Annotated in this window: 8 protein-coding genes; 5 read left to right on the top strand and 3 right to left on the bottom strand. The window is 50.3% G+C overall.

The annotated features are described in order from the left end of the window. Positions 1–123: 123 nt before the first annotated feature. Complete coding sequence (locus NSU14_RS06885) at positions 124–1473, bottom strand: ABC transporter substrate-binding protein (RefSeq protein ID WP_197072964.1); 1350 nt, start codon at positions 1471–1473, stop codon at positions 124–126. 315 nt (positions 1474–1788) lie between these two features. Between NSU14_RS06885 and NSU14_RS06880 the strand changes: the two genes are divergently transcribed. Together NSU14_RS06880 and NSU14_RS06875 are read left to right on the top strand one after the other, a co-directional pair. Further along, positions 1789–3621: a cache domain-containing sensor histidine kinase gene (locus tag NSU14_RS06880; protein ID WP_340943722.1), complete on the top strand. Its 1833-nt coding sequence runs from the start codon at positions 1789–1791 to the stop codon at positions 3619–3621. Next, positions 3614–5236: a response regulator gene (locus NSU14_RS06875; protein WP_340943720.1), complete on the top strand. Its 1623-nt coding sequence runs from the start codon at positions 3614–3616 to the stop codon at positions 5234–5236. The genes NSU14_RS06880 and NSU14_RS06875 overlap by 8 nt, the downstream gene beginning before the upstream one ends. Before the next feature lie 26 nt (positions 5237–5262). Here NSU14_RS06875 and NSU14_RS06870 read toward each other — a convergent pair whose 3' ends face one another. Continuing rightward, on the bottom strand, positions 5263–6303 hold the full coding sequence (locus NSU14_RS06870; RefSeq protein ID WP_340943717.1) for a GNAT family N-acetyltransferase: 1041 nt from the start codon (positions 6301–6303) through the stop codon (positions 5263–5265). Positions 6304–6597: 294 nt separating this feature from the next. On the opposite strand from NSU14_RS06870, the gene NSU14_RS06865 reads away from it, so the two are divergent. Genes NSU14_RS06865 through NSU14_RS06855 form a run of 3 tightly spaced genes read left to right on the top strand, consistent with a single transcriptional unit; the run spans position 6598 to position 8780 of the window. Continuing rightward, on the top strand, positions 6598–7332 hold the full coding sequence (locus tag NSU14_RS06865; RefSeq protein ID WP_371916279.1) for an amino acid ABC transporter substrate-binding protein: 735 nt from the start codon (positions 6598–6600) through the stop codon (positions 7330–7332). A gap of 29 nt (positions 7333–7361) precedes the next feature. Next, positions 7362–8021, top strand: a complete 660-nt coding sequence (locus NSU14_RS06860; protein ID WP_042138968.1) for an amino acid ABC transporter permease — start codon at positions 7362–7364, stop codon at positions 8019–8021. 15 nt (positions 8022–8036) lie between these two features. Beyond that, positions 8037–8780, top strand: a complete 744-nt coding sequence (locus NSU14_RS06855) for an amino acid ABC transporter ATP-binding protein (protein WP_340943715.1) — start codon at positions 8037–8039, stop codon at positions 8778–8780. A gap of 1099 nt (positions 8781–9879) precedes the next feature. Here NSU14_RS06855 and NSU14_RS06850 read toward each other — a convergent pair. Then, a complete protein-coding gene (locus NSU14_RS06850; RefSeq protein WP_340943712.1) occupies positions 9880–13503 on the bottom strand; it encodes a glycosyl hydrolase 115 family protein in 3624 nt (1207 codons plus the stop codon). Positions 13504–13567 lie beyond the last annotated feature (64 nt).

The following is a 13567-nucleotide window of genomic DNA, read 5'->3' as shown; positions in this document are numbered from 1 at the left end:
AAAGCTTTCAGGCGGTTGCTACCGCTCCTACAGTTCCAAAATCCCCCTCCGCTGCTTCTTCCTTTTCTAAAAATCTTTAGTTCAATCTATATAGAGATTCTTAAATCCAGCCTATCCTGCTCTTTATTTATTCTTAGCGGCAATTTCCGTCAGTTCCTTGGCAATCTCTTCAGCCGTTGCCCGGCCCGCTGCCAGCTTCGGATACAGGTTCTTCCAGGCATCTGTTACGTTCGGATAGACGATGGAGTCCAGGGTCCGGTAATGCAGCTGTGACTTTTGAGCGACTGTGATCGATTCGACCATGATCGGATATTTCTCTTTCAGTGCATCTGATGGCTGAACTTCACTCGATACCGGCATAACATTGCCGTATTCAAGAGCGAGGGTCTGTCCTTCAAGCCCTGTTTTGAATTTGATGAATTTCTCAGCAGCATCGCGGGTTTCCGGCGTTTTGGCTCCGATCATATAGCCAACCTCATAAGTGGAAATCAGGCTGTTATTCGGATACGCTGCCACACCCACTTTTGCATCGAAACCTTCACTGGATTTGGTCGGATCGCTGAAGTCTCCGATCATCCAGGGACCATTAGCAATCATCGCTGCCTTGCCCTGGCTGAACGCGTTCGCTGCATTGGCATATCCCGCTCCAAGCGCATCCTTCGTTGTATACTTCTCCAGCAACTCCTTCATCATATTAAGCGCCTGAATCATTTCGGGCGTATTGAAGTCGGTAGGGTGCAGGGTGTTCATGAACGTCTTGCCGTTCTCCCCGTTAGTGCCGATCATCGCGGCAAGAATCAGGTTGGATGTCCAGGCATTCTCCCCGGTCATCAGTGCGAGGGGAACGAAGCCTGCAGCCTTCAGCTTCTCGTTGTTGCTCATGAATTCATCCCAAGTCTCCGCCGGCTTAATGCCTGCCTTCTCAAACATTTCTTTATTGTAAAAGTAGCCGATATTCTGCTTCTGATCGCTGATCGACCAGATCTTCCCGTCCCGGGTATTGGAAGCAAGTGCATCTTCTCCGATAGCTGCCTTCCATTCCGCATCCTTGTCTAAATAATCATTGAAAGGGGTTGCAAGATTCCCTTTGATCAGGACATCATTAATTCCGTCCTTGCCCATTACGACATCCGGCACATCCCCGGAGGCTGCCAGAATCTTAATCTTATCCACGTATGCGGCATCACTTGGAATCTCTTCAACCACAACCTCCACTTCATTGCCATATTTGGCATTGAACTGCTTGATCTGCTCTTCCTCCATCTTGGCTGATGCATGCGTGCCGACCCGGAACGTAAGATAAGAAATTTTGACCGGCGCTTTAGCCGCAGGTGCTGCTGCATTTCCTGAGCCTGCCGTTGCGGCCGCTCCATTATTCTCTGCTGAATTCCCTGATCCGCATGCCGTAATGGACATGGTCAGCATCAGCATGCCTGCTAAGGTACAGCCCGCTTTGTACAAAGACTTTTGCACAATAAATCCCCCTTTAGAATGATGGCTTAAGCCAGGGTATCACCCTGCAGCCAATTACAGTTGTTTACAGCTCTCATTGTAGAACATAGAAAAAAAGTTATGAATTCGTTTTTCCGCATGATCTTTTATAATATCTTGAGCAAATGTGATTTGGCAGCGGGGCGGGTGTAAGGGTTTTCAGATTTCTTTAACTCTGTATCGTTTTCTTTACCATCTGGCCGGAAACGGCCCGATTTCACCCGGCTCTGCTATTCGCTGCCAAGAAATGAATATATAATGGCTGTACTACAGACTCATCAGCAAGGAGCAACCAACATGTCCAATCAGCATATCCTGAAGCGGATCAGCCTTCGTCCCCTACTCGGACGTTTCTCCCTAATTCCGGTACGAAATAAAATGGTCATTATTATCTTCCTGCTAATTCTGCTTCCGATGACATTCGCCGGCTGCTACTTCTATTGGAGCATCTCCCAGATTCTAACGAGGAATGCCAATGATAATCTGTCCCTGCTGATCCGCCAGACCAACGACAATATCGAGAAGTCCTTTCAAATTATCGATAATACCTCCCTGCATTTCCTCTCTACTAAAATGTTAAGAAACTGGTTAATCGACGATATGTCGCTGAGTGATGACTTCTACAAGAAATTCGTCAATAAAAGCGAAATGGAAGAAGATTTGAAGTACAGCCTTATGTTCAACAATGCTTGGAATATCAGCCTGCTGTCAACGGCCTATGTATTTTTTGATAACGACAACTATGTATCCGTTCTGAAGTCCCCGCCTAACATTGAGCAGATTAACCGGAACAATCTCGCAGTCTATCAGTCGGTTAACGGGAGAATGGTCCGCGGCAAAGAAATCCTGACGCCAAGTCCCGGCGATCCCACGCTCTATTTCACCCGGGTGATGTCCAATATTAATCTTCCCGAGCAGCGCCTGGTGCTGATCTTCGGCACGAATGAAGCTGATTTAGCAGAGGAATATGCCGGACTGCTCGAATACCCGGGTGCCATAGCCTACATTATTGATAACCAGGGAGTCATCTATTCTAGTGCGGGTAAGCAGGAATTAGGTTCAACTGTTCCTCCCGATGTGCTCGCGCTGAGGGATCATACGGAAGTAAGTGAGGTCAAGCTTAATCAGGAGACTTATCTGGCCGCTTCCCGCAGCATCGGTACTACCGGGCTTACCTTCATTGCCGGCATTCCGAGGAAGCAGGTACTCGCCAAATTATCGGGAAGCATGCACAATTATATCTGGTTTATCGCACTGATTGCGTTCGTCTCGCTTGCAGCAGGTGTCCTGCTGTCGCTCCGCTTCACCCGGATTATCCGCGATCTGCTGCGGAGTATCCGTAAGGTCAAGAAAGGGGATTACAACACCAGAATGCCCGCTTTCAAGGATGCAGAGCTCAACCAGCTCAGCTCTACCTTCAACAACATGACTGACGAAATCAATTATCTGATCAAGGAAGTCTATGAGAAGCATCTGCTGGTCAAAGAGTCAGAGTTCAAATTTCTGCAGGCTCAGATGAATCCGCATTTTCTGTTCAATACGCTGATTACCATCGGTTATAAGGCAAAGCTGTCCAAAGATGAGACCGTTTACAAAATGGTAACATCCCTCACTGAGCTGCTGCAGGCAAGCATCTATTCCAACAGCCTGGCCAAAATCCCGATCCGGCAGGAGCTCGATTTCATCAGATTCTATCTTTATCTGCAGAAGGAAAGGTTCGAGGACAAAATGGAGTACACGATCCAGATCGAGGATGAGGCCATACTGAATCTGCTGCTGCCCAAGCTCAGTGTCGAACCGCTGGTCGAGAATGCTGTGGTGCACGGGGTGGAGCGGAAGCTCGGCAAAGGAAACATCAACATCCGCATTTACCGCGATAATGATTCGGTCTATTTCGAGATCACCGATAACGGCAGCGGGTTTGAGCATGTGCCCAAGAATTGGAATCATTTCGAGAGCGACACGATGCGCAAGCAGGGCCACAACAATATCGGCCTGATCAACACGCATAAACGGGTTAAGCTGCTCTACGGCGAGCCTTATGGCATTGAGGTCGAGAGCGAGCCTGGGGCAGGCGCGAGAGTCACTCTACATATACCGGCAGATCAGGGGGAACTAACACATGTATAAGGTTATGATTGTAGACGATGAGCCTGTGATCAAAAAAGGGCTGCAGTGCTTCATCGATTGGAGTATTCTTGAGTGCGAGGTTGTTTGTGAGGCGTCGAACGGGCTGGAGGCGGTCGAGCTGCTGGGCTACTACGATGTCGATATCGTTGTCACGGATATCCGCATGCCGGGAATGGATGGCCTTGCCTTGTCGGATTATCTGCACCAGCACTTTCCGCAGACGAAGGTTATTATACTTACGGCCTTCGCGGACTTCTCTTATGCCCAAACGGCCATTCAATATGAAGTTGTCGATTTTGTAGTCAAGACCAATCCCACAGAACAGATTCCCCGGGCGATTGAAAAAGCCACGCTGCTGCTGGAAAAAGAACGGGAGCAGAAGCAGAAGGTCCGGCAGCTGGAGAGCAAAATCAACGATAATCTGTCCGAAATCAGCGAAAAATTCCTCCGGGAAGCCGTCTATGGCCTGATTAGCGATGAAGCCGGTCTGTACAGCCGCTCAAGCGAGCTGGGGCTGCAGCTGGAGGACTATTTCGCCATCTATATGGAGGTAAAAGATATACCCGGACCCCACGGCTCTGCCGGGAGCCCGGCGAATGACCATTACCGCTTCCTGGCCTCCATCCGCCACTTCCTTGCCCTGGCCTTCGGGGAGCATCCCTCTTATATTATGGCCATGGAGAAAAACACCCTGCTGGCGCTTGTCTCCATGACCGGCGGCAATACCGCGGTCTCCACCCAGGCCCTGCTCACGATCAGCAATGAAATCCTCGCCATGGCGGAGAACTTCAGGCAATATCATGTCAATATCGGCATCAGCCTGCGGCACCGGGATATATCAACGCTGTCAACGGCCTATCTTGAAGCGAGAGAGGCGCTGCAGGGCAGCTTTTATAATGATAATTATGTGGCTGTATATATCCCTCATGCGAACCAGGCCCTTACGCCTGCAGCCCCTCCCCATCATGCCGCCGAGCAGATTGCCGGACATCTGCAGCAGGGAGACAGCGAGTCTGCCATCCGTCAGCTGGACCAGCTGCTGGAGAACTACAAAAGCATTAAAGAGCCGATTGAGAATGTGAAGGTAGCCTGTCTGCTGATCAGCTCCTATTGCTTCCGCTTGCTGAGCACAAGCCAGCCCTTCGCACCGGAGATGGAGGAGAGCCAATCCGCCGTGTATAAACAGATTCAGGAGAGCAAAAGCATCCAATTGCTGGCAGATATTCTGGAGCGCCTGATTCTAAGCTGCTCAAGGGCCGTGGCGCGGAGTGACAGACAGCCTAATTACATCGTAATTGAATGCCAGAAATATATACGAGAGCACTACAATCAGAACCTGAGCCTGCAGATTATTGCCGACCATATCCATATCAACAGCAGCTACCTCAGCCGCCTGTACAAGAAGGTCACTGGTGAGTCCATTATCGATGTGATCAACAAGTACCGGATTGACATGGCCAAGAAGCTGCTCCGGAACCCGGCAAGTAAAGTATTCGAAGTCGCGGAAGCCGTCGGCATTGAGACACCTGCCTATTTCACTCATGTGTTCTCCAAATACACGGGGATGAGCCCCAAGGAATATAAGCTGAATTATTCACAGACCGAATTGGGATAACCGGAAGAAGTACACCAGACTGTTGATCATATTGTCCACTCCGGAGCCTTGAAGGCCGAACATAATCCTTCGCTCCGGTAGTACGCAATGGCTCCGTTCAATTCCTCCAGATCGCATTCAATCTCTGCCTTAGTCATTTCCTGCACGATTTCTTGTGCCTTCTCCACGGCATTTGCCTTGACATAACAGTGCAGGCATTCCAGATACAGCCGGGGCTCTTTCTGTGAAGCCTGCTGCAGATAAGCCCCCCACTCATACCAGCCGTCATCATTAAGATCCGCAAAATTCTCAATTGGAGCATAGGAGGTGAAAGAGGGATAGGTATCCGCCTGCATGAAGCCTACCCGTTCCGCTACGGCCCGGGAGCCGCGGTTGGTGGATACACACAGCCACTCTACACTGCCATATCCTTTGTCCCAGCATTGCTGGACAACTGCCGAAACGACCTGCTTGGCCAGGCCCATTTTGCGGTAGCTGCGGGCTGTTAGAATGCCAATAGCCACTTGGCCTCCGTTATAGCAGTCGCTTAACGACCAGCTGACAATCTTGTCCAGATGACGGATATAGCAGCCGCAGCCGGCAATAGCGAAATGTTCATCGCTCCCCCACTCCGCAGCCCACTTGTAAATTTTATCAGCATTCTTATAGCTCTTCTTCCGCAGCTCCGGCAAATCTATCTTCTCCGGCACATACCCCTCAGGCAGCGATAGTTCGATTGGCGTGAACGTCTCACGGGTTACAATGTACCGGTGTCTTGTATACTCCCGTATGTATTTGTTGGGATGAACCTCTGGTATCTTCAATCTCCACTCTTCATTATCCGGTGTGACCTGTTCCCAGAACCCCAGTGATTCTGTGAGCGCCTGGTTAAAAGCATCGTTATCTGCACGTCCAGCCAGCAAAGTAGTCTCACTGGACTCGATCATCAGGACTTGCGGATGTTCTGCCGAATCCACATGAACCTCGCCCTCCATCAGCCCTTCCAGAACCGTGAACACTGACAGCTCATTGTGACTGGTTACCAGTTCCTTTGCCTTGCCGTATTGCTCATTCTTCAATTCTATCACTTATGACATTCCTCCTTATTTCAGGCCACCTGTGTACCTGTTACAGGAATCGTATCAGATTACGAATTGAGATAAAATGGAAAAAATAAATAAAGTAAGAGTCTGCTGAGCGGCATGCTTTGATTTATTTTCGACACAATTGTGTTCCCCTACTCTATCGACAGTAACTCACATGATATGTTATTATGATAAACTGATAACGTATTAACGAACTAAAGCACAGGCTGCTGCGTGTAATCTACTAGGGGGAATAGAGAGATGAAGAGACAAGGGATATTGGGTTTATTGGTAATTATGGCGATTGCTATAATAGCCGGCTGCTCCAGTTCTGGAGGCAATGACGGTAAGCTGGTGATCGGTATAGATGATAAGTTTGCCCCGATGGGCTTCCGGGATGATAACAATGAAATTGTCGGGTTCGATATTGACTATGCGAAAGCGGCTGCTGAGAAAATGGGCAAAGAGGTTACCTTTCTGCCGATTGACTGGTCTGCCAAGGAATCTGAGCTGAATAGCGGACGCATTGATATGATCTGGAACGGCTACACCATCACGGACGAGCGCAAGGATAAAGTGTTATTCACCAAACCTTATCTGGAGAATAGCCAGGTTGTAGTCGTGCTTGCGGATTCAGCGCTGTCTACGCTTAAGGATCTGGCCGGCAAAGAGGTCGGACTGCAAAGCCTCTCCTCTGCTGCCGATGCCCTGGATGCTAATCCGATTAAGGCGGAGCTTAAAGGTGTCTCCGAATTCACCGATAATGTGCTTGCCCTGACAGACCTGAAGTCGGGACGTCTGGATGGAGTAGTCATTGATGAAGTGGTGGCCAGATACTACATATCCAAGGAGCCGGAGACTTACAAGCTGATGGATGAATCGCTGGCCCCAGAGCAATATGGTATCGGGATTAAGAAGGGCAATGAGGACCTGCTGACGGAGCTGCAGAAGGCATTGGATGCGCTGAGCAGTGACGGAACGGCGGCCGAGATTTCCACGAAATGGTTCGGAGAGAACAAAGTACTTAACTAGATGGTTTCCTTTAGGAGTCGGGTGAAGACATGAATATTGACTATATTATTAAAATTTCCGGACCGATGCTGGAGGGGGCACGGACAACGGTATTGCTGTTCCTGATCGTGATCGTATTGTCCATTCCGCTCGGGATGGTGGTCACACTAATGGCCAAAAGTTCCGTCAAGCCGCTGGCCTGGATCGCACATACTTATATTTATGTGATGCGCGGCACTCCGCTGCTCTTGCAGCTGTTGTTCTTCTGCTTCGGCCTGCCGCAGATTCCCGTGATTGGGCAATATCTGGTCATGGACCGTTTCGTCGCGGCCAGCCTTGGATTCATTCTGAATTATGGCGCTTATTTCGCTGAGATCTTCCGCGGGGGAATGCTCTCCATCGATAAAGGCCAGCATGAGGCCGCCAAGGTACTCGGGCTTAGCAAATGGCAGACCCTGCGCAAGGTAATTCTCGCCCAGATGTTCCGGGTGGCGCTGCCTGCGGTAGCCAATGAGTCCATAACCCTGGTCAAGGACACTGCCTTGCTGTATGCCGTAGCCGTACCTGAGCTGCTCAATTTCGCCAAAACGGCGGTAAACCGTGATTTCACGGTCACCCCTTTTGTCGTAGCGGGCGTAATTTATTTGCTGATGACACTGGTGCTTACGCTATTCTTCAAGACACTGGAGAAACGTTTCAAATTTGAGTAGAAGGGCTGTTTCGCTATGAGTAGTATGATTGAAGTATCGCAATTGCAGAAATCCTTCGGCAGCCTCGATGTGCTGAAACAGATTACCTTTGACGTTAACCCCGGAGAAGTCGTTGCGGTGATTGGACCTTCCGGTTCCGGCAAAAGCACCATGCTGCGCAGTCTTGTGCATCTGGAAGAGGTTACCGGCGGAAGTATCCTGATCTGCGGCCGGGCGCTCGTGGACAAAGGCAAATATGCCAGCGGTGCGGAGATTAGGGAAATCACCTCAACCATGGGCATGGTGTTCCAGCACTTTAATCTGTTTCCGCATCTCACCGTAAGGGGGAATCTGGAGCTTGCCCCAAGAACGCTGAAGCGGGAGAGTATTCAGGATATTACGGCCAAAAGCGAGGCGCTGCTCTCCAAAGTAGGTCTTGCCGATAAAGCAGACGTGTATCCCTCCATGCTGTCCGGCGGGCAGAAGCAGCGGGTCGCAATCGCCAGAGCGATGATGCTCAGTCCGGACATTCTCCTGTTCGACGAGCCGACCTCGGCGCTCGATCCCGAGCTCACCGGCGAGGTACTGCGGGTCATCCGCCAGCTTGCCGAGGAGCATATGACGATGATTATCGTCACGCATGAGATGAATTTTGCCCGCGATGTGGCCGACCGCGTCTTCTTCATGGATAACGGCGAAATCGCCGAATCCGGCACACCGGAGGAGATCTTCGGCCACCCGCAGCTGGAGCGGACCCGGACATTTCTGAACCGGGAGTAACGGGAGTAAACAGATGTGGATTTTATATAAGGGACTGTCCCATCAGCCATACAATGGCCACTTGGGACTGTCCCTTTTCTCTTTTCTCTTTTTCGTTTGCTCTCAAAGTGGCACATTGTACTCGTTTTTTCGAATACATTGGGTTCGTTACCCCTCGCAGCGGCATATTGTATTCGGTTTTTCGCATACATTCGGGTCGATTGTCCTCGCAGTGGCACATTGTATTCGGTTTTTCGCATACATTTGGTTCGTTACCCTTCGCAGCGGCATATTGTATTCGGTTTTTCGAATACATTGGGTTCGTTACCCTTCGCAGCGGCACATTGTACTCGGTTTTCCACATACATTCGGGTCGTTTAACCTCGCAGTGGCATATTGTATTCGGTTTTTCGCATACATTTGGTTCGTTACCCTTCGCAGCGGCATAATGTATTCGGTTTTTCGCATACATTCGGTTTGTTACCCCTCGCAGTGGCACATTGTATTCGGTTTTTCGCATACATTCGGGTCGCTTGTCCTCGCAGTGGCACATTGTATTCGGTTTTTCGCATACATTTGGTTCGTTACCCTTCGCAGCGGCATAATGTATTCGGTTTTTCGCATACATTCGGTTCGTTTACCCTCACAGTGGCACATTGTATTCGGTTTTTCGCATACATTTGGTTCGTTACCCCTCGCAGCGGCATAATGTATTCGGTTTTTCGCATACATTCGGTTCGTTTACCCTCGCAGTGGCACATTGTATTCGGTTTTTCGCATACATTCGGTTCGTTTACCCTGGCAGTTGCACATTGTATTCGGTTTTTTACATACATTTGGTTCGTTTGCCTCCGCATAGTGCCCAATTCCAGCGGATTCAGGGGCACTTATGCCCCTCATTTCCTCAGTTTCTTTGCCCGCTATCGGTGGATTCAGAGGAATCCCTCTATATCCGTAACAAAAAAACAGCAGCCCGGGAATTCCAATTCCCGGCTGCCGCTTTTATTCCCTTGATTCCCTTGATTCCCTTGATTCCCTTGATTCCTTGATTCCTTGATTCCTTGATTCCCTTGATTGTCTTGATTCCCTCGAGTTCCCTGAGTTCCTCGATTCCCCGTAGCTATCTTCGCTCCGAGTCCTTCCACTCCGCATCAACTGGCGGCAGCTCGTTACCGGTGGTCAAGTAGATCCGGTCGATCCGCAGCTGCGACTTTCTGGCCAAGACGGAGAGCACGTGCTCACCGGCGGTGAGCGCAAGGTCAGATATCGCACACCAGTAATATACATACGCGGTGTTGTACGTATGCAGCGTACCTCCGCCGAACTGTTCGGATATCGGCTGCACCTCGCCATCCAGCGCCAGATAGCAGGAGTCCGACTTGTCGTTATAATGCCGGAGCAGCATCCATACCTGATAAGCTCCCGGTGTGCTGACGCTCAGCCGGTAATGCATCGCCGGAGCCTGCTCCGGATGATCCCAGCGGATTCCCGGCATGGCAACGTGCATCGCCAGCCCGGTCCGTCCGTTCGTTTCCGCCTGCAGATGGCTCCAGCTCAGGCCACTTCCGTCCGCAGCCGTTGTAAGATAAGCATTCGCTGAATTCTCCAGGGCATACTCCGCTTCAATCGCCAGAACCCCGTCCTGTTCAACGAAGACACCCGAACCAAATTCCTGAAGCCAATCCTTACTCCCGTCATTTCCGCTGATATTAGCATAACGCGGCTCACCTAGCTCAGTCTGCGGGGAATTCACAAGCGTATTAAAGATCTGAGTGTTCATCGTCTGGAAGAACTCCCGGTCCGCATACAAGACATTGGGAGGCGGAACCTCATCTATACTGGTTAAGTATAACCCGCTACGCAACCGTTCCAGTTCATCCCACTGCACATCTGGACCCTCCAGTCCATACGCGGGAACCAGTGTTTCGCCATGTCTGCTGTAAATTGGACCCAGATTACTTCCGCTCTGCTCGGTCATATAGAGCACAACTTTGGTAAGGGTCACATAACGGTCCACCATATAAATTTTTAGGGTATGGGCTCCGGCAGAGAGGAACGGAAGCTCCACCATGATTTTCTCGCCATTATCGAACACAGCTTCCTTCCAGTTGCCGAGCCATTCGTCACGGGTCTCACTCTCTACAATAAAAGGCACTTCTTCATCCATGCCGACGCCGAAGCGGATCTGCCCCGTGGAATCCAGTGTGAGGAAACGGTATATTTCCAGCTCAAACTTCCCGCTATGCTGCAAATACAGATCATATTCCAGATGAGGATTCTCCTTGTCCAGGCCATCCAGCGGACGGAGCCCAGAATGCCAGGCCATTACCGCATCCCCTTCATGTCTTCCGAGGCCCGGCACGGTTATCCAGCCGAACTTCGCTTCATCCCCTGCTACACCATCATGGAAAATATTCCGGTCATAACACGCTGCCGGGATGGATACATACCCGTCCGCTTCAATATAAGCGGCAGCTCCTTCGGGTAGCTCTACGGCTTCCTCAACCTGAATCTTAACCTGAATCACACTGCCGTCCCTGTGATCATGGACATTAATAACTCTCTGCTTACCCGCATGCTCCGCAGGGTTCAATACCGATACGAGAATCCTTTTCTCGGTATGGATCGTCCCTTCACTCTCAGAGAGGGTAATCCAGTCCGTACCTTCAGTGACTTCGATAGAATAAGGAATGCTGCCTGCACCCTGGTTACCAAGCTCGATCCACTTCTGCGTCATCCCATAAACTGAGAATGAGAGCACCTCATCATCATTCCACAGATTCACCTTTACACCGCTTCCGGAAATACTCAGGGCAGGCTTTCTTGCCGGAAACATCGCTGTCGGCGGCGGCGGGAAGCTCTCAGGCGTGAGGATGCCCTCCCATTTTCCTTCGCTCATCTTATAATTGTAGAAATGCAGCATGGTCCGCTTGTAATCCAGCATTTTACCGGATAGCTCCGTGTACTGGTCTGCTGCCTGCATATTCCCCCGCGCGTAGGAGAGGTTACTCCGGTCAGCATAATAGAACTCATGGTTGGTATAGTAGGATGCGTGAATCTTCATCAGGAACAATTGGAAGAATGCAGCACGCTCCTCCGGCGGCAGGCTATCCAGAATGGCATTTCCCCGTCTATAAATATCCTCAAGCTTCATCAGCCTCCGTCCGGCCTCATCACCCAGCACCGTTTGCGTGAAAACATCCGAATTCATATGTTCAATCTTCCGCACATTGGTTACCTGGGCAAAAACTTCATATAACTCAGCCGCTTCAGCACCGTGATTGCCGGTGAAGTTCATATTAACCCAGTGCTCGGTGAACTGCCGGGTGTTCCTGGTGATTCCTGTTTCTCTACCTGCTTCCCAGCCGTAGCGGATGAAGAATTCCATATCCTGCTCAAGCGGCTTGAGTCCGCCGATATTCTGCACCCATATATTACGGATTCCCGATTCGTAGGACTTCCGCAGTTCATTGCCGGTGTGGGCCAGGGGGATCGAATTGATAAACAAATAGCTCATCGCTGTTCCCCCGTGCGCCCAGTAGGATGAATGGTAATACAGCCCGTGCCCGCCGCTGCGCCCCCGTTCCGTCTGATTCGGATAACGGCGCACATGCCCGAAATTGTCATTCGCCCAGATCAGTGTGACATCCTCCGGCACTTCAAGACCGAGATTGTACAGATCCAGCACCTCTTTATAGGGGACAAAAGTCTGCAGCACCTCCGCCCCTTTAGCTTCCCCGAGTACTTTCGTCAGAATTTCCCGCTGATCTTTAACAATCTCACCGAGCAGGCGAACCTTAGCCGCAGTCTTCTCCTCCGCGCTTAAGGAATCATCTTCATCGATCGCCTTCGTATGAAATCCGGAATCATGAATCCCGCGCATGCCCATCGTAAAGCTGACTTCGTAATCCTTATTCTGTTCCACGCTTTCCTGCCAGTACTCCAGTAGAATCTCGCGGTTTCTTCCTTCAATAGAATAGTCATAGACGGCATCCGTATACCCTTTGCTCATGATCCACGGTGTCCATTCGTTCTGGTTGCTGCGCAGCAGCATATCACAGTGGGAAGTCCCGACAACAACCCCCATCTCTTCAGCAAGAGCGCCATTCCGCAGGTTGCCATTGAAGAAATTCACATGCATCGCCGGCCAGATATAATTCCCTTTCAGGCGGAGCAGCAGCTCAAATATTTTCTCGTATGCCTCAGGGCCAATCGTATCGTCAGCGGTATGCAGCTTCGCCCAATCGTTCAGCTCCTCTTCATCATTCAGAAAGATGCCTCTGTATTTCACAGACGGCCAATCCGCCTTGGAGTAATCCGCAGGGAGACTGAAGGTGTCTTTAACTTTAACCGGAACATCCGCCCAGTAATACCACGGAGAAACGCCGAGTTGCTCACATAAATCGTATATTCCAAAAATCGTTCCTCTTCTGTCTGCACCGATGATGTACAATACCCCATCCACTATCTCGTGGAGAAAAGCCTCCCAACGGTAAGCGCCTTCAGCCTTAATCTTGTCGAGCGATAACCGCTTCCCTGCAAGGCTCTCAGCCACCGCCTCGTTAACTGCCGTCCCGATTACAATACTGCATTGACCGATCTCTTGTGACAACTCTGCCTTGCAGCCGCATACCGCCGCAATATCACGGATAAGATTGTTAACCGCTATATGTACCGCGCTATTCTCTGTTTCGGACATGTAGATTTGGATTGTGGTGTTTCTCTTAACTAATTCGTACGACAAGTTGCTTGCCTCCTATATCAACTCTATATTTATTGACTCGAATATACAGCAAATCACAGCAATA

Source organism: Paenibacillus sp. FSL R10-2771 (assembly GCF_038000205.1).
In the GTDB taxonomy this organism is placed as follows: domain Bacteria; phylum Bacillota; class Bacilli; order Paenibacillales; family Paenibacillaceae; genus Paenibacillus_AQ; species Paenibacillus_AQ phytohabitans.
Note: the sequence above shows the minus strand (reverse complement) of the source record. Positions and strands in the feature narration are given on the sequence as shown.

Coding starts and splice junctions, on each gene's coding strand:
- NSU14_RS06855 (WP_340943715.1), top strand. CDS start 8,037: ATGAGTAGTATGATTGAAGTATCGCAATTGCAGAAATCCTTCGGCAGC.
- NSU14_RS06875 (WP_340943720.1), top strand. CDS start 3,614: ATGTATAAGGTTATGATTGTAGACGATGAGCCTGTGATCAAAAAAGGG.
- NSU14_RS06880 (WP_340943722.1), top strand. CDS start 1,789: ATGTCCAATCAGCATATCCTGAAGCGGATCAGCCTTCGTCCCCTACTC.
- NSU14_RS06865 (WP_371916279.1), top strand. CDS start 6,598: ATGGCGATTGCTATAATAGCCGGCTGCTCCAGTTCTGGAGGCAATGAC.
- NSU14_RS06860 (WP_042138968.1), top strand. CDS start 7,362: ATGAATATTGACTATATTATTAAAATTTCCGGACCGATGCTGGAGGGG.